Source organism: Spiroplasma endosymbiont of Phyllotreta cruciferae (assembly GCF_918697755.1).
The window spans coordinates 407,597-425,186 of sequence record NZ_OU953854.1; the positions used below are offsets into that span (position 1 = coordinate 407,597).

The 17,590-nt window shown below is 27.0% G+C and carries 18 protein-coding genes and 3 pseudogenes; 14 read left to right on the forward strand and 7 right to left on the reverse strand.

Features of this window, described 5'->3' with window-relative positions; genetic code table 4:
• Positions 1-711 (forward strand): hypothetical protein (locus NL276_RS02625; protein ID WP_253301048.1); only part of this gene is annotated, 711 nt, incomplete at its 5' end.
• 27 nt (positions 712-738) lie between these two features.
• Here the strand turns inward: NL276_RS02625 and NL276_RS02630 are convergent.
• The 4 genes from NL276_RS02630 to NL276_RS02645 all read right to left on the reverse strand — a co-directional run bounded on the left by NL276_RS02630 (position 739) and on the right by NL276_RS02645 (position 5,019).
• Positions 739-1,236: a hypothetical protein gene (locus tag NL276_RS02630; RefSeq protein ID WP_253301049.1), complete on the reverse strand. Its 498-nt coding sequence runs from the start codon at positions 1,234-1,236 to the stop codon at positions 739-741.
• Positions 1,237-1,321: 85 nt separating this feature from the next.
• Entirely contained in the window at positions 1,322-2,482 is a 1,161-nt protein-coding gene (locus tag NL276_RS02635; protein WP_253301050.1) for a hypothetical protein, read from the reverse strand.
• An 801-nt stretch (positions 2,483-3,283) separates the two neighbouring features.
• The gene (locus NL276_RS02640; protein ID WP_253301051.1) at positions 3,284-3,706 is read right to left on the reverse strand and encodes a hypothetical protein; all 423 of its coding nucleotides are present in this window, start codon (positions 3,704-3,706) and stop codon (positions 3,284-3,286) included.
• Between the two features lie 302 nt (positions 3,707-4,008).
• Entirely contained in the window at positions 4,009-5,019 is a 1,011-nt protein-coding gene (locus NL276_RS02645; RefSeq protein WP_253301052.1) for a hypothetical protein, read from the reverse strand.
• 87 nt (positions 5,020-5,106) lie between these two features.
• Between NL276_RS02645 and NL276_RS02650 the strand changes: the two genes are divergently transcribed.
• Positions 5,107-6,084 (forward strand): IS30 family transposase, encoded by a 978-nt coding sequence (locus NL276_RS02650; protein ID WP_370281052.1) that lies wholly within the window; start codon positions 5,107-5,109, stop codon positions 6,082-6,084.
• A 160-nt stretch (positions 6,085-6,244) separates the two neighbouring features.
• Here NL276_RS02650 and NL276_RS02655 read toward each other — a convergent pair whose 3' ends face one another.
• Both NL276_RS02655 and NL276_RS02660 read right to left on the reverse strand, forming a co-directional pair.
• The gene (locus tag NL276_RS02655) at positions 6,245-6,583 is read right to left on the reverse strand and encodes a hypothetical protein (RefSeq protein ID WP_253301054.1); all 339 of its coding nucleotides are present in this window, start codon (positions 6,581-6,583) and stop codon (positions 6,245-6,247) included.
• Complete coding sequence (locus NL276_RS02660) at positions 6,576-6,974, reverse strand: hypothetical protein (protein ID WP_253301055.1); 399 nt, start codon at positions 6,972-6,974, stop codon at positions 6,576-6,578. The genes NL276_RS02655 and NL276_RS02660 overlap by 8 nt, the downstream gene beginning before the upstream one ends.
• Positions 6,975-7,217: 243 nt before the next feature.
• Here NL276_RS02660 and NL276_RS02665 point away from each other — a divergent pair, with 243 nt between their 5' ends.
• From NL276_RS02665 to dnaJ, 9 genes and pseudogenes are all read left to right on the forward strand, one after another.
• On the forward strand, positions 7,218-7,358 hold the full coding sequence (locus NL276_RS02665; protein WP_253301056.1) for a hypothetical protein: 141 nt from the start codon (positions 7,218-7,220) through the stop codon (positions 7,356-7,358).
• A 209-nt stretch (positions 7,359-7,567) separates the two neighbouring features.
• Positions 7,568-7,849 (forward strand): hypothetical protein, encoded by a 282-nt coding sequence (locus tag NL276_RS02670; RefSeq protein WP_253301057.1) that lies wholly within the window; start codon positions 7,568-7,570, stop codon positions 7,847-7,849.
• A 68-nt stretch (positions 7,850-7,917) separates the two neighbouring features.
• A complete protein-coding gene (locus NL276_RS02675; protein ID WP_253301058.1) occupies positions 7,918-8,151 on the forward strand; it encodes a hypothetical protein in 234 nt (77 codons plus the stop codon).
• The gene (locus tag NL276_RS02680) at positions 8,111-8,485 is read left to right on the forward strand and encodes a hypothetical protein (RefSeq protein WP_253301059.1); all 375 of its coding nucleotides are present in this window, start codon (positions 8,111-8,113) and stop codon (positions 8,483-8,485) included. The genes NL276_RS02675 and NL276_RS02680 overlap by 41 nt, the downstream gene beginning before the upstream one ends.
• Before the next feature lie 167 nt (positions 8,486-8,652).
• Positions 8,653-10,415 (forward strand): annotated as a pseudogene (locus tag NL276_RS05170) (ATP-dependent Clp protease ATP-binding subunit); the annotation flags it as partial.
• Between the two features lie 137 nt (positions 10,416-10,552).
• Entirely contained in the window at positions 10,553-11,521 is a 969-nt protein-coding gene (hrcA, locus tag NL276_RS02700) for a heat-inducible transcriptional repressor HrcA (RefSeq protein WP_253301062.1), read from the forward strand.
• A 34-nt stretch (positions 11,522-11,555) separates the two neighbouring features.
• On the forward strand, positions 11,556-12,176 hold the full coding sequence (locus tag NL276_RS02705) for a nucleotide exchange factor GrpE (RefSeq protein ID WP_253301063.1): 621 nt from the start codon (positions 11,556-11,558) through the stop codon (positions 12,174-12,176).
• A gap of 31 nt (positions 12,177-12,207) precedes the next feature.
• Positions 12,208-13,989, forward strand: coding sequence for a molecular chaperone DnaK (gene dnaK / locus NL276_RS02710; RefSeq protein ID WP_253301064.1), 1,782 nt, complete (start codon positions 12,208-12,210; stop codon positions 13,987-13,989).
• A 58-nt stretch (positions 13,990-14,047) separates the two neighbouring features.
• Complete coding sequence (gene dnaJ / locus NL276_RS02715; RefSeq protein WP_253301065.1) at positions 14,048-15,187, forward strand: molecular chaperone DnaJ; 1,140 nt, start codon at positions 14,048-14,050, stop codon at positions 15,185-15,187.
• A gap of 37 nt (positions 15,188-15,224) precedes the next feature.
• On the opposite strand, the gene NL276_RS02720 is transcribed toward dnaJ, so the two are convergent.
• Complete coding sequence (locus NL276_RS02720) at positions 15,225-15,551, reverse strand: rhodanese-like domain-containing protein (protein ID WP_253301066.1); 327 nt, start codon at positions 15,549-15,551, stop codon at positions 15,225-15,227.
• Positions 15,552-15,660: 109 nt separating this feature from the next.
• Here NL276_RS02720 and NL276_RS05320 point away from each other — a divergent pair.
• From NL276_RS05320 to NL276_RS05180, 3 genes and pseudogenes are all read left to right on the forward strand, one after another.
• Positions 15,661-16,956: pseudogene (locus tag NL276_RS05320) on the forward strand (polyribonucleotide nucleotidyltransferase); the annotation flags it as partial.
• Between the two features lie 71 nt (positions 16,957-17,027).
• Positions 17,028-17,291, forward strand: a complete 264-nt coding sequence (locus NL276_RS02740) for a transposase family protein (RefSeq protein WP_253301010.1) — start codon at positions 17,028-17,030, stop codon at positions 17,289-17,291.
• A gap of 140 nt (positions 17,292-17,431) precedes the next feature.
• Positions 17,432-17,578 (forward strand): annotated as a pseudogene (locus NL276_RS05180) (helix-turn-helix domain-containing protein); the annotation flags it as partial.
• Positions 17,579-17,590 lie beyond the last annotated feature (12 nt).

Here is a 17,590-nt window from a genome sequence, read left to right on the forward strand (position 1 = left end):
TTAGATAAATACGATAAATATGAACTTAAAACATCTCATTTTGGCGGTGATTTATTTATTTATAAAAATGGATTTGTAAGTTATGATTGAAATAAAGATGACGGAACTTATTTTAAATCAGTTTATCGTTGAAATAATGATAGTGAACCAAACACACCAATTATTAGCCCACAAACAGGCCAAATTACAGATTGAAATTTAAAAAATAAAGTTAATATCATAAATAAAAATAATAATGAAATTAAAATAAGTGTTAAAAATAAAGATATTTCAGAAAACTCCATTTATCAATTAGAAGCAAATTTTTTTAATTGATTATCAATAACAAATGAATTAGAAACAAATAGCATTCCTTCTCTTATTCCTGCTGAAATTAAGTTATCTGATGGAGAATATGGTAAATATTTAACTAATTTAATTGTTTCTAAGGACAAAATAGAAAAATATTTAAATTATTTTTCGCAATGATATAGATTACTTTATTCTAAGGCAGTTTGGGCAAGTGTAACTAAAAATTTAGTTGAAGATAATATTAAAATAACTTATGATGAAAAACTATTTAATTTAAATCAAATTGAAATATCGGGCATATGAGGTTATGGAAATTATGATATTACAATTTATACAGAAAAAGAGCAAATTAATATTAATAATTTAGAATTATTTAATAAAAACAATGAAAAATTATCCTTAATTACATTAGAAATATAAAAAGTCATTTTAATAAATGACTTTTTATTATTCATTAACTTTTACATTACCAACATTATCAATAAATAAATTAGGTTCTTGTGTATCTAAATTTCAACGATAAACTGATTTAAAATAAGTTCCGTCATCTTTATTTCAATCATAACTTACAAATCCATTTTTATAAATAAATAAATCACCGCCAAAATGAGATGTTTTAAGTTCATATTTATCGTATTTATCTAAAACTTTTTCTTTTTGTTCAAAATGTTTAAATTTAACAATTTTTCAATTCTCATTTTTATCACCACGCCACACAACAAAATAATACTTATTATCAACAGTAATAAACGGTTTTTGTTGTGGTACTATTCATTCTAAATTATCTCTAATGGTTTGATCTTTTGTATTTATTTTGTTTTCTTCTTTTAGTTCTTTCAATTTTTCTGATGTATATTCTTGTGGTGTATTACAAGCAATTAAACTTGTTGTACTTATTAATGTTAAGGCGATTATTCCTAAAATACTTAATATTTTTTTCATCATTTTTATTTTTTTATATAAAATTTTAAAAGTTTGATTTTACTAATATTTATAAATGAATTTAAAATTTACACAACCCAATATTCAATTATACATTAGCAATTGCACATCCCGCCGAAATAATTGTAAACATAGCAGATAAAAAAGTTCCAGCTACAGGAATTAAACTTGTAGCTCCCCCAGAAAAAGCTGTTATATTGGCACAATTTCAAGAAGAATTAGAATTATTAATTTGTTCTTTTAATTTTATTAATTGATCTTTTAAAGAATTAAAATCACTTTTTAATTGATTAAAATTACTCGAAAGTTTGCTAATTTCTATTTTATCTTTTAAAGAATCTATTTTTTCTAAGAGTTCATTAAATTTATTTCCTTTTCAATCTTTTTTTTGAATTTCAGAATAACTAGAAAAACTTTGTTTTTTTTGACGTTTTATTTCTTCTCTTCAAATATTAAAATTATATAATCAATCCTTTAATCTAGAAATATTAGAATTTTCACTTTCTGATAATTTAAATCCAGAACCAAGTGAAACTATTGGATTTGGAAAAAAAGTGCTTTCTGAACTTATTTTCTTTGACTTATTTTCTAATTTTAAAAATTGAAAATAACAATTACCATTCTCTCAAAAATAAGTAAATCCTATTCTTACACTTGCTTTAAGTTCATTAAAATAAGTGTACGGGAAAGAATTTTTACGTCCATTTTCTTTAAAATAAAAATCTTGCAGTGTATATTTAATATTTTCAATAGCTTGTGAATAATTATTTACCTTATTATTTAATATAATTAAGTCTTTAAAATTATTTTTTTTAAAAAAATCGTTTATACTTACTCCATTTTCAACTATACGACTGTACCATGATATTTTAGTAAAACTATTTTCTGCACTTAATGAAAAAATTTTAGAATAATCTTTTGGTTCGTTTTTTCCTATGTTAAAAGTATAAACTTCTATATCATCTACTGTTCATCAACCATCTTTAAATTGTATGTTATCACCTAAATTTGAAAATTTTTCTTTTTTACTTAAATCAAATTTTAAATCAAGATCAACATTTAAATTAACTATACTAATTAATTCTTCAATTTTAATATCAGTAGACATTAATTCTTCAAAACTTTTATTTTCAAGGTTATTATTTCTATTTAATTTTTCATCTTTTTGATAAGGACTGGCAGCAATTGTTGTTGGTACAGTAGTTCCACTAATTGTTAATACACTTAATAAACTTAACAGTTTTTTCATTTTGTATAACTTCCTTTCTTTAATCTTGAAACTTTTTATCAAGATCTATTGACATTATATATATATATATATATATATATGCAAGTCAAGTACTTTAAATAATTTTAGAAAGGGGTTGAATTACATATGATTATTATTGTGATTATATTGTACTAATCTGGGCTCGCGGTGATTTCCATAAGTTTTGCGAAAAATTACTTAAAGTTTAAAAAAACTTTTGTCGCGCTTTTCAAAATACTTGGGAAAAATTCTAAGCGTTAAGCGAAGAATTTTATAAAGGTTCCCAAATTTGTTTGAAAGAACCTCAAAACTTTTTTTAACTTGTAAGTCATTTTATCACAAAAATTTAAGAAAATCAACCGCTCGCCCAAAAATTAAAAAAGCACTTTATTAAAAATAAAGTGCTATATTTGAATTTATACTTTACATTTTAATAAGTTTTTAATATGTAAAAGTTCAATTTTTAAATATTGGATTGTTTTTTCTAATTCAGTAATTCTAATAGATAAATTTGTATTATCTCTATTTAATTGCTGAGTTGTTTTATTAGTTATTCCAATTGGAATAATATATCCCCATTTCTAAGAAATAAAATTGATTTAAGGAAAACAACTTAAAACCAATTAATTAAATAAAAAATATAAGATATATTTAAAAATATAAAATTAAAATGTATAATATTTATATCTAGATATATTGTTTAAGGTTTTTTATCTAGTATTTTGGTTAAGTGTCGTTATCACTTAACTTTTTTATTTCTATACAAATTATAAAAAAAATGGAATAAATTACTTTTTTATTTTATAATTTCATTTTAAAACGATATGGATAAGAACCATAAAATAAAGCATCATATGGGTCGTGGTACATTTTACTGTCGGGTGTGTTTGTTTTGGTATCACTAAATCTTAATTCACTAATACACTTGTCTAAAAATGGAAAATTATCTATTCTGCCATATATTTTGCCTTGCACAAACATTTTTCTTATTCATGTTACACGATTAATTATGCCCGCTTCTTTATTCAATGAAGTTTGATGTTTTTTGGCTTTAAACATTTTAATTTTATAACCTAAATAAGGGTAAATATCTTCTTGTAATTTTTGCATAAAATCGTGAGCATTAATATCATAATGAAATGTAGCATATTCAAAACCATCAAATTTATCAAAGGTATTAATTATTCATTGTCCGTAATGTTCAACTATTTCATTTAAATTCATTGTGTTTTTTGGTGTAACAACATTTTCCTCAATTAAATATTTATAATATTCATTATTTTCATTAATTTTATAACCACTAAATAAAAATACTGTATGGTCTTCACTACCATTAGCATAATCAACACCAATCGAATAACAATCAAATTGATACTGTTTTGTATTGGAATTGTAAAAATCCTGTAAATTATAATTTTTAATATATTTACGATAATTTCGTAAAACATAAATACTGGGGTCATTGTCATTATATTCAAAACCGTAGTATTCTAATTCAAATAAATCATGCCGTTCTTCTTTGTTTGTTAAAACAAGTTTTTTAGTAATATTAGGTATTTTATTTCAAACAGCGCCATTGTTAATCGTAAGTTAAAAACACCCAACCCATTAAACGCCTGTGTATTTTCTGAATATACTTGATTGTGTTCTTTTAAAATATTTTTAATACTTTCATTTAAGGGTAAATATGGGGTTACAAATTTTTCATAAAAAACATGGTATTTATCAAAAGGATTAAAAGTAAATTGATTAGAATATGTTTTATGAAAATATGTTGTTACGGTTATGTATTGTTTTGCTATGTTGTCTCATTCTTGAAATGTCCAAGATAATTCTTTTATAGGAATAGGATTATCCAAATTATATTGTTCATTATCATTTTCATCAATATATTTTTCATAAGACACCTTTAAACTTTTTGAACGAAACATTGAAACTCTTAAATTATTATATCTTTTATCTAGTTCTTTATCGGTTAAAATTTCTTTTTCTTCGGCATGGATCATTTCATCGGTTCAAGCTGATATAATCCCGCTTCCTTTACCAACCTTACCCATAATTTTATTCCCATTCGCATAACCCGCAAAAGCAATGCGAACACCACTAGGAAAAATAATTTCGCCACCTTCTTTAACATTTTTTGGTCAAATAATGCCATTTTCATTGTCCGGCCCAATATCAATCTGATATTTATCATATAAGTAATTACACACATTAATCATATCGCCAAATGTAGTATCTTCATGGGTGTTGGCATATCTTCGTAAAATGACCGACGAAGCATCAGTAAAATTGCAAGCAAAAAATAATTTTTCAGCTAAGTGATTTCATGTTTTATTAGTACCTCTTCCAGCTGAAACAAACTTAAAAAAACAAGGTGAAGTAAAATATCGAGCATAACCATCACCAACAAAATCTTTAAATACTTCTCAATCAAAACCAAAATTATAGTCACTAAAATTTAAATCATATTTTTTATTTAAATGTTCATAACTAGTAATTCGTTTTTTGTTGTTAATATTGCTAAACTGATTCATAATAACCTCCATTTTACATTACATATAAATTATAATATAATTTAATGCAATTAAAAACGAAAGGAATCTATAAAAATGAAATTAAAAATATTTCATCATTTTACTTTTAAAGAAAGAGTAATGTTAAAAGATTTATTAGAACTTGGTTCATTAAAAAGAAAAAATGGTCAATCTAATATATCTGAAATAGCAAAAATATTGCATAAAAGTCGTTATACAATTAAACGAGAAATAAAAAGACTAAAAAATAACAATTATGATCCTAAATTAGCAGATGATGACTATTGAGAAAAGAGGAAAAAATGTATTAAACATATTATATTTTCAGATAAAGAATTAAGATGATTAGATAAAAGATTTAATAAGTATCATGATACACCAGAGCAAATTTGCAAAAATTATGAAAAAGAATTTGGTATTAAATTTCCTGTATGTGTTAAAACTTTATATAAGTATATTTATTGTGGTCTTTTAAATTTGTCAAAAGAAAATTTATATTTTCATGGTAAAAGATTTAAAACAAAAAATAGAAAAGATAACCGTGGTAAAATCACTAATTATAGAATTATTGAAGAAGCAAAACACGATAAATATGAATTTGGTTGATTTCAAATGGATACAATAGTTGGTAAAAATCATCAATCTAGTTGTTTAGTATTAACAGAAGAATTAAGCAAAAAAACTTTTTGTAAAAAATTAAAAGAAAACTCGGGAGCAGAAATTACAAAAGCAATTAAAAAAATTTTAAATAATAAGATTTTCAAAAACATAAATATTAAAGGAATTATTACAGATCAAGGCAAAGAATTTAGTAACTGAAAAGAAGTAGAAAAAATTACTTCTACTAATGTTTATTTTTGTGATGCTGGAACACCCACTCAAAAACCATTGGTTGAACGAATAAATAGAGATATTAGACATTGATTTCCTAAAGGAACAGATTTTAATAATATTACGCAACAAGAAATAGATTGAGTTATTGATGTAATTAACAATAAACCAAGACCTTGTTTACAATGATTAAGTTCACAACAATTATTTTTAAATTTATCATCACATATATAATAATTTTATTTAATTAATCAAAATAATTTAGATAAAATATTTTTAGTTTGTCAAAATTCATAAATTTAAAATAAAAATATCATAATTTTAAAAATAAAATTATATTGAATACTTATTTTATTGTGTTATAATAAATTTAAATAAAGTGTGGCATTTGAATTTACAATTTACAAAAAGTAAAATTAGATAAATTAATAGTATACGGAATATTATTTTCATCTAACATATTTCATGTGTTTTGAAAGACACTATCTTTTAAATCTTTACTTCAATACATACTAGCAATAATACAAATTGGTTCTTTAATTAATAAACTAATTTTTAATAATTCACCAAACATTTTAATATTTGAAATAGTTTTACCACTATATCGTGTTCCAATTTGATTAATTTCATTAACTAACTCATATTTCTTTGCAAAGGGATATTTATTACCAACAGTACTATTTTGTAATAACCAATAAGGCGTTTCTAACAAATAAGTAAAATGATTAAGCATTATTATCACTTTCTTTTTTAATATCTCTAATATACGTTTGTAAATTAACAATTATTGGTTGCTGATTATTTAAGTTTAATTCTTTTTCAAGTTCTTTTTCTTGCAGTGAATATTTATAATTAAATGCTCGTTGTCAATATAATTTAGCACCATCTGGTGATTTCATCATATAACTAATTATTTCACTTTCGATTCTATCAACTTGTCGTTCAAGTAAAGGAACTATCTTCTCGCTCGCATAAGTATCATATCTTCACTTGCAAGAAAGGTTGAATTCATTGGTTAAATCATTCAAAGTATATGGTTTATTAGGTGATTTATTTTCTCAAAATTGCTCTATTTTACGATAAAAAGTTGCCAAACTTGCTTTATTTGGATTAAATTCTTTCATTTTTACTCCTTTTATATGGTTAAATATAAGTAGAGAAAAACATGTACAGGAGAACTTGACACGGTTCTTTTTTTTATTATCTATATTTTACATCAAAATAAAAAAAGTAAATTGCTTTACTTTCAGTTAATTACTTTATTAAATAAATTTAAATTATAACATACTAAATAAAAATTACTATTGTTTTTTTGCATTTTTATTATTTTTGTGATATTGTCCTAAATTAAGAAAGAGGGTAAAAATATGATAAATATTGATAAATATTTTATTAGTAATTCTATTAATTTATTATATATACAAAGTATTGAAATTATTCAACAAAATTTAGAAAATTATGATGAATGAATTTTTAAAAATTATAAAATTGATGAAACTTTAAAATAATTTAAAGATTATAAAGTAAAAGATAAAATTGAAAGAACATTAATAATTTTAAATGGGAAAATAACTTTTAAAAGAAGAAGATATTATAAAATTAATTCATAAACAGGTAAAGAAAAATATTATCATTTATTGGTAATAAAAAAACATATCAAGATATTTTAGATACTATGGAATATGTAAAAATTTGTATAAAAACAATTTCAAATATTATGAAAAATGCAAAAATTGATAAAGAATATTATCTTAATAAAACTGATAAAAAAATAAAGGTACCATATAGTTTATATATTCAAATTGATGGAACTTATTTAAAAATGTGAAATGAAAAGAAAACAGGAAAAAAGAAAATAAAAAAACATAGTATATTTTCAACAGTTCATACTGGTTTTGATGAAAAAAAATCAACTGAAAAAAGACCTGTAATTGCAAATAAATTGGGTGTTATAGAATTAGACAATATTCCAGAATATATTAAAAAAATAGTAAATTAACTAATTTTGTTAATAAATTACTTATATTAATTACAAGTTATTATGAAATTAGTGATAATATTGAAATTATGGTGTTAGGTGATGGCGCCCCTTGAATTAAAAATATTGCAAAATTTATTCAAGAATATTTCCCTAAAAATAAAGTACATTACACAATAGATAAATTTCACCTTACAAGTAGATTTAAAAAATTATATCCTTATCAAAGTAAAAACAAGCAAAATAAAGAAACATATCATCAAGCAGTGGATTATTTTTTTAATGCTAAATATGAAAAAATTATTAGAATGCTTAGAAAATAGTGCTTCTTTTATAAAAGAAACAAAAATGAAATTTTTAAAAGAGACAATTAGATTAATTAAAAATAATAAAGAAGGTGTCAGAAATCAAACATTATGAAATAATATTGGTTGTCATGTGGAAGGTGATATATCGCATTACTGTAAGGGTGTTTTGGTTAAAAAAGCAACTTATCATGAAAAAACTCTTAAAAATAAATTAAATACTAGTATGATAAATTTTAAAAATAAAATTAATTTATTTAATAGTAATAAATCATTAGAAGAAAATAAATTTAATTATTCAGTTAATAATTTTTTAAATAATAATTTACAAACAAACTTATATGTTTATTAAAATTATTTAATTTATTAGATAAAATTAATAAACATGTATTTTTGTCGTGGAAAAATTTAAAAAAAATAGAAAAATATATTGACAATAAAATTAAAAGTAATACAATCTAAATAAGTAAGTGATATTTTTATTCCACAATTTCTGAGATACATATAAAACCCCAAAATAATACATACAACCTTATTGATGAATTACATTTAATTATTGGTGCTGGAAAAACCCAAGGAAGTATGGATGCTAGTAATTTACTAAAACCAATGTTAGCTCGTGGTGAGTTACATTGTATTGGTGCCACAACACTAGATGAACATCGTTTATATATTGAAAAAGATGCTGCTTTAGAACGTCGTTTTCAAAAAGTAATGGTTGCTGAATCAACAATTGATGAAAGTATTTCAATTTTGTGTGGCTTAAAAGAACGCTTTGAAACTTTTAATGGGGTTAAAATTAATGATAATCCCTTAGTAGCTGCTGTTAATTTATCATCACGTTATATTACTGATCGTTTTTTACCAGATAAAGCAATTGACTTAATTGATGAGGCATCAGCAACAATCAAAACAGAAATTGCATCAGTGCCAACTGAGTTAGATAATTTAAATCGCCGTGTTGTTCAATTAGAAATTGAAAAAGCCGCTTTACAAAAAGAAAACGATAAAGCTTCTAATGAACGGTTGGTTGATATTGCAAATGAATTAAAACCATTAAAAGCAAAACAAGAAAAATTAGAAATTCAGTGAAATTCCGAAAAAGAAAGTATTACTAAATTAAAAAATTTAAAATCAGAAGTTGAACAATTAAAAAAAGAATTATAACAAACTAAATTACGCGGTGATTTTAATCGTGCGGGAGAAATTCAATACGCCTTATTGCCAAAGTTAAAACAACAATTACATTAGCAAGAAAAAAGTGCTTCTGAGTCACACTTGTTAAAAGAAGATGTAACTGAACGTGAAATTGCAGTAATTGTTGGAAAATGAACAGGAATTCCTGTTGACCGCTTAGTTGAAACCGAAAAAGCAAAACTAATGAATTTGAATAAGATTTTATGTCGTCGTGTTCGTGGTCAAAACGAGGCAATTGAAGCAGTTTCCGATGCAATTATTCGCAGTCGTAGTGGTATTAAATATCCCAACAAACCAATTGGTAGTTTCTTATTTTTGGGTCAAACCGGGGTTGGAAAAACTGAAGTTTCTCGTAGCTTAGCTTATGTTTTGTTTAACTCAGAAAAACAGATGGTACGATTAGATATGTCAGAATATATGGAAAAGCATTCTGTTAGTAAGTTAATTGGTGCGCCGCCAGGTTATGTTGGTCATGAACAAGGGGGACAATTGACAGAAGCTGTTCGTCGTAATAAATATTCAATTGTTTTATTTGATGAAATTGAAAAGGCCCACCCCGATATCCTGAATATTCTTTTACAGATTTTAGAAGATGGTCGTTTAACTGATTCGCTAGTAAAAACAGTTGATTTTAAAAATACAATTATTATTATGACTTCAAACATTGGGTCGGAATATTTATTAAATGAAAACAATGAGGGAGTTGGTTTATTAATTCAAAAAGAATTAGCTAAAAAATTTAAACCAGAATTTTTAAACCGAATTGACAATGTTGTAACCTTTAATGCTTTATCTAAAGAAGTGATTAAAGAAATTATTGAAAAAGAATTATCGGAATTAACGCAACGAATTGAAAATAGTAAAAATATTCGTATTACTTATTCAGAAGCTGTTTTAGAAAAATTTTAAATGAAGGATATGATCGTGAATTTGGTGCTCGACCAATCAAACGTTATATTCAACGGAACCTTGAATCATTAATTGCACATGCTATTATTTCTGAAGAAATTCAAGAAGGAAAATCATATACGATTGATGTTACCAATAACAAAATGGTTATTAAAAACAGTACAAAATTAAATTAGCACTTGCATTCTAAGAATGATAATTTATAATATTATTGTTAGCAATATTTAGTGTTAATTGCCAAATTTAAATAAGAATTGGAATTAGGAGGTGCTGGTGATGTTAACCCAACAACAAGAAAACATCTTAAAAGTAATTGTGGAAGAATACACAAAAACAGCGCAGCCCTGTTGGAAGTAAAGCTATTATGGCTTCACCCTTAATAGATTCTTCTTCTGCCACAATTCGGAATGAATGTGCAATTTTAGAAAAAGAAGGTTTTTTAGAAAAAGAACATGCTTCATCGGGACGAATTCCATCAACAAGAGGATATCGTTATTATGTTGATAATCTAATGGATGAAAAAAATATTGATGATATTAAAGACCGTATTGAAGCATTATTTGTTGATCGTAATATGTCAATTAATGATATTCTTGATCAAACAGGTCAAATTTTAAGTGAAATGACAAATTTAACAACGGTTGTTGTTGGTCCAAATTTTAAAGAAGAGATGCTAAAGAAAATTGAGTTATTGCCAATTTCTGCGACCCAAGCTGTTGTTGTCTTTGTTTTAACAAATGGCCATGTTGAAAACAAATTATTTAATATTGATGACAATAGTTCAATTAATGATTTACAAATTTCAATTGAATTATTCAATAGTCGGTTAGAAAACACCAAAATAACTGATATTACTGCTAAGTTTGATGTTATTCAGCCAGTCTTAGAACAACAAGTTAAACACTATGAATATATTTTAAAACAATTTGCGAATGCTGTAACAAGCATTGTTAAGCCAAGTTATTTAACTCATGGTTTACAATATATGTTACAAAATGCTGAGTATAATAATCCAGAACGAATTAAACAAATCATTCGCTTTATTGAAACAATTTCCCTGTTTGATTATTTTAAAAAACAACAAGATAATCCAAATGAAGATTTGGTTTCCATTCAAATTGGAAATGAAACAGGATTTAAAAATGACGATATGGCATTATTAACAACAACATATAAAGTTGATGATATGCAAGAAGGGGGAATTGCTTTGGTGGGACCAAAGCGCTTGGAATATGATAAGCTCTACGAAGTATTAGAGTGATTAGCAAACCGCATTAGATAAGCATATCAAAAAGAAGATAGAAAGGTTGAGATTAATGAGTAATGAAAAAAATGACAAATCTTCACCAAACCAATTAAAAGAAAAAATTGAAAAACTACGGAAAGAATTAGCTAATACTCAAGCGGCAACCTCGGATTCAGCATCATCAGAAGCTGAAACACCAACAGTTGAGGCAAATAACTTGGCTATTATTGAAGATTTAGAACAAGAAATTGATTTATTATTAAAAGATAATATGCGATTACGAGAAGAAAAGTTATTAGCATTAGCCGATGGGGAAAACTTAAAGAAAAGAATTCATGCTGAAGTAGCAGATATTAAGCTTTATCGTGCCGCAGGAATGGCAGAAAAATTATTGCCAACATTAGATAACTTTGAGCGAGAATTACAAGTTACAAACGTTACACCGGAGGTCAAAAACTTTTTAACTGGATTTGAAATGATTCACCGTATGTTTAAAATGGTTTTTGAAGAAGAAGGAATTACGGCAATGGAGACAAAAGTGGGAGAACGTTTTAATTCTAACCTCCATGCGTCAATTGAGATTGTTGAATCAAATGATGTTGATTCAGGATGCATTGTTCAAATTATGCAAAAAGGATATATGATTCATGATCGTGTATTACGACATGCATCAGTGCAAGTAGCAAAATAACAATATTGGAGATAAAAAGGAAAGAAATATTATGTCAAAAATTATTGGAATTGATTTCGGAACAACAAATTCATGTGTTGCTGTTATGGAAGGAAACGAATTTAAAGTTTTAGAAAACCCAGAAGGGCAACGTACAACACCATCGGTTGTTTCATTTAAAAATGATGAAATTATTGTTGGAGATGCTGCGAAACGTCAAGCAGTAACTAACCCAAACACAATTAGTTCAATTAAAAGAAAGATGGGGACAGCTGATAAAGTTCATGTTAATAGCAAAGATTACAGTCCGGAACAAATTTCAGCAGAAATCTTACGTTACTTAAAAAGTTATGCTGAAAAAAAATTAGTGCAAAAAGTATCAAAAGCAGTTATTGCTGTTACAGCATATTTTAATGATGCGCAACGCCAAGCAACAAAAGATGCCGGAAAAATTGTGGGATTAGATGTTGAATGAATTATTAACGAACCAACCGCAGCGGCGTTATCTTATGGAATTGATAAAGTTGATAAAGAACAAAAAGTGTTAGTTTATGACTTGGGGGGAGGAACATTTGACGTTTCAATCTTAGATTTAGCTGACGGAACTTTTGAGGTTTTATCAACTGCTGGTGATAACCATTTAGGAGGAGATGACTTTGATGATGTTATCATTAAATGAATGGTTGAAGAATTTAAAAAGGATAATAACATTGATTTAAAAACAGATAAAATGGCAATGCAACGGTTAAAAGAAGAAGCTGAAAAGGCAAAGAAAAATCTGTCTTCACAATTACAAACAGAAATTGCGGCACCTTTTATTACTGCTCGCGATGGAAATCCATTACACTTAAATTTAACTTTAACAAGAGCAAAATTTGACGAAATGACAAAAAGCCTTGTTGACCGTACCGTTGAACCTGTTCGTAAATCATTAGCTGATGCAAAGTTAAAATCTAGTGAGCTAGACCAAGTATTATTAGTTGGTGGAAGTACAAGAATTCCAGCTGTACAAGAAGTTATTAAACGTGAATTAGGAAAAGAACTAAACCGTGCGATTAATCTTGATGAAGTTGTTGCAATTGGAGCAGCAATTCAAAGGGGAGTTTTAGTGGGTGATGTAAAAGATGTTTTATTATTAGATGTAACACCATTATCATTAGGAATTGAAACATTAGGAGGATTATCAACTGTGTTAATCCCCCAAAATACAACAATTCCAACTTCAAAAGCACAAGTGTTTTCAACTGCTGCTGATAACCAACCGGCGGTTGACATTCATGTTTTACAAGGAGAACGTAAAATGGCTGGTGATAATAAAACATTGGGTCGTTTCCAATTATCAGGAATTGACCCCGCACCAAAAGAAATGCCACAAATTGAAGTTAAGTTCTCAATTGATGCTAACGGAATTGTGTCAGTAACAGCAAAAGATTTAAAAACAAACAAAGAACAACCTGTTACAATTACTAATGGTGGTGGATTAACCGATGAAGAAATTCAACGCATGGTTGATGAAGCTGAAAAAAACAAAGATAAAGATGAACAAAAATTAAAAAACATTGAATTACGTAATAAAGCTGAATCATATGTTGCGATAATTAGTCAAGCATTAGAAACAAACAAAGATAAAATGGATGCTGAACAATTAAAAACATCTGAAGAAATGGTTAAAGAAATTAAAGAGTTATTAGAAAAAGAAGATTATGTCGAATTAGAAGCAAAAATGGCGGGGCTTGAACAAGCGATGGCTGATGCTTCAAAATATATGAATGATCACCAAGGTGAACAATCTGAACCAGAAATTACTGAAGATGATGAAAAGAAAGATAAATAACAATAATGATGACTAAAATTATTTTAGTTATCTTTTCTTTAAAAAGGAAAGTAGGAAGATGGTAAAATGGGGGAAACGAGACTATTATGATGTACTGGGTGTAAACCGAAATGCAACCGATGATGAAATTAAGCGGGCATTTCGGCAACTAGCAAAAAAATACCACCCGGATGTTTCAAAAGAAAAGGATGCTGAAGCAAAATTTAAAGAAGTTAATGAAGCTTATGAAGTATTATCTGATCCAAATAAACGTCGGAACTATGATCAGTTTGGCAATGTTGGAAATGATCCAAATAGTTTTGGTGGCTTTAGTCAAGGCTTTAGTAGTGGTGGTGATTTTGAAGATATTTTTTCTGGTGGTTTTGGTGATATTTTTGAAAACTTTTTTGGTGGTGGTGCTAAGAAACGTCGTGGATTTAGTAACCAACCAATTAAAGGAGAAAATGTTGCAGCACGTGTTACAGTTACTTTAAAGGAACAAATGTTTGGAAAAACAGTCAAACTTGATTTGAATGTTTATAAAACTTGTGAAGCCTGTGATGGGACAGGGGCAAAAGATCCGAAAAAAGATATTCACACTTGTACAACTTGTGATGGATATGGATATGTCAATATTGAACAACGTAGTTTGTTTGGAGTAATTCAATCCCAACAACCTTGTCCTGATTGTAAGGGGCGTGGGAAAGTTGTTACAAGTAAATGTCCAAAATGTAAAGGGCAAGGTCATTATCGTGGGAAAGAAGTTGTTGAAATTGAACTACCAAAATCAATTTATGAAAACCAACAATTACGAATTCGGGAAAAAGGAAATTATGGTTTAAATAGTGGCCCTCGTGGCGATCTTTATTTAGAAATTTCCGTTAAACCAAATAAATATTTTAAACGGGTTAATGATAATTTACACTTAGATTTACCAGTTTCTTATTTAGATGCATTATTGGGAGCTGAAATTAAAGTGCCAACTTTTGATGGTGATGTTCATTTAAAATTACCAGCAAACACAAAAACAAATAGTGTTTTTAGTATTCCAAACCATGGTTTTTTTAAAGGTCCAACATCTAGTAGACGTGGTGATTTAATTGTTAATGTTATCGTTGCAATTCCTACTAAACTATCTACTGAGGAAAAAACAAAACTGCAAGAATTAAAAGATATTAGTTCATTTCAAATTACCGATAATTTCTATGAAGATTTATAGTAAATAAAAAGGATTTAAAATTAATTTTAAATCCTTTTTATTTACTATTTTTATGTTCTTTTCAACGATAATAACCATAAATGCCAGTTGTTAAAACATAAACATTAGAATAACCAAGCTGGCGTAATTCTAATGCTGCCTCACTACTACGGTTACCACCGTTGCACAAGGTAATGATTAGTTGTTCTTTATTTGGTAAATAATAATTTGGGCGTTGTAATAAGTCAAAGATATAAACATTTGTTGAATTTGGTATTTGAGACAAAGTTTTAAATTCGACATTAGTTCGAACATCTAACAAGTAGGCCTGTTCTTTTAATGTTTCAAAGGTTTGATTATCAATATAAACTGAGTGCTGTTTCATATTAGGTTCCTCAACTTTTTCGCTATATTTATATCATATCGTAAATATCAAAATAATGTGTGATAAAATTAAAAAGGTTTAAAATAACAGAGAGGAATTAAGGGTTTTGATGGCAAAACAAGTATTTAAAAAGATAATTAATAATCGTCCGTTGATTGTTGAATATGGGCAATTAGCAAAACAGGCAAGTAGGCCTGTTTTAATCCGTTATGGTGAAACAGTAGTCTTAGTAACCGCAACAGTTAGTAATAAGGTTAGTGAAATTTATTTTTTTCCATTAACAGTTGTTTTTCAAGAAAAATTATATTCGGTTGGAAAAATCCCGGGGGGATTTTTAAAACGATAAGGGAAACCATCAGAATATGGAACATTGTCAGCACGGGTGATTGATCGTGCTTTACGACCATTATTTTCAGAAAATTTTCGAAATGAAGTCCAAATTGTTATTAATGTTTTAGCTGTTGATAACGATAGTGATGTTCGAATTGCTAGTTTATTTGGGGCATCATTAGCACTTGGAATTTCAAAAATTCCGTTTGCTGGACCAGTAGCAGGAACATTGTTAACAGTTGATCAAAATCAGAATATTATTGTTGATCCAACCTTAGAACAGTTAAATACTGGACAAATGGAATTAATTGTAGCAGGAACTGCTGATGCAATTAATATGGTAGAAGCTGGGGCAAAAGAAGTTTCAGAAACAATAATGTTAGAAGCAATTTCAAGGGGGTATAAGGTAATTGCTGAATTAGTTTCCTTTCAACATGAAATAATTGCTAAAGTTGGCCAACCAAAAATGGATGTCACATTATTTACTGTTCGTCGCGAAATTATTGATTATGTTAAGGAACATTATGCGGCAAAATTAATTGCTGCGGCACAAATTAAGGAAAAAGTTGTCCGTTATGAAACAATTCAAGTTTTAACAGAACAAGCCTTGGAACACTATCCTATTTCAAAGGAGATGACCTAAAAAGAACAACAACGAATTATTTTATAATTAAAAACAGCATTGCATGCTGTTGTTCGTCAAGAAGTTCGTCGTCAAATTTTAATTGATAAAACAAGATTAGATGGTAGCCATCTTGATGAAATTCGACCTTTAACTAGTGAAATTGATGTCTTACCAGTTGTTCATGGGAGTGCTTTATTTGCCTGGGGTGAAACACAGGTCTTGTTGGTTGTTACATTAGGGGCCTTAAGAGAAAAAGCATTGTTGCAAATTATTCCTAGTGAAAAGGTCTTTCCATATACAATTCGAATTGTTTCAGAAGTATTAGAATCAAACGGTAGTACTTCGCAAGCTTCAATTTGTGCGGCAACCTTAGCTTTAATGGCGGCGGGGGTTCTGATTACATCACCAGTGGTAGGAATTGCAATGTGCTTAGTAAAAGAAGATGATAATAGAGTGCACCCCAAAAAGTAAGTAAAGTAAAAAAAGACTTTGCTAAACTTTTAAAGGAGGTGCATTTTTATATGGCAAGAAAAGGTCAAAAATATAACAAATATACATCAGAATTTAGAACAAAAATCATTGAGGAAATTAAACAAAAAAGTTGTTGAGTAGTAGCAAAACAATATAATCTAAATGCAAATACAGTAGAATCTTGATGAGCAAATCATAAAAAAGGAAAATTAAACAATCATAAAGGACCTAAAATCTCTTTTGGTAAAAGAGATTTAGAATATTATAAAACAAGGTATGAATTATTAAAAAAGCTCCATGACTTTTACAATTAAGCAAACTAAGAATCGTCTCTTTTATTAAACAAAATTGTCATGAATATTCAATAAAATTATTATTAGAAGTAACGGGGTTAAAACGTAGTTATTGAGATAAATATAAAAATTATTACAGTAGCAAAAAAGATAAAGAAGCAATAAATGATATTGTAAAAGTCTATGAAGAAAATTTAAAACAATTTGGATATCGAAGAATTACTAAATATTTAAAAGAAGATTATGATATAAAATATAATTCAAAAAAAGTTTTAAGGATTATGCGTTATAATCAAATACAACCTGAATATGTAAGAAAA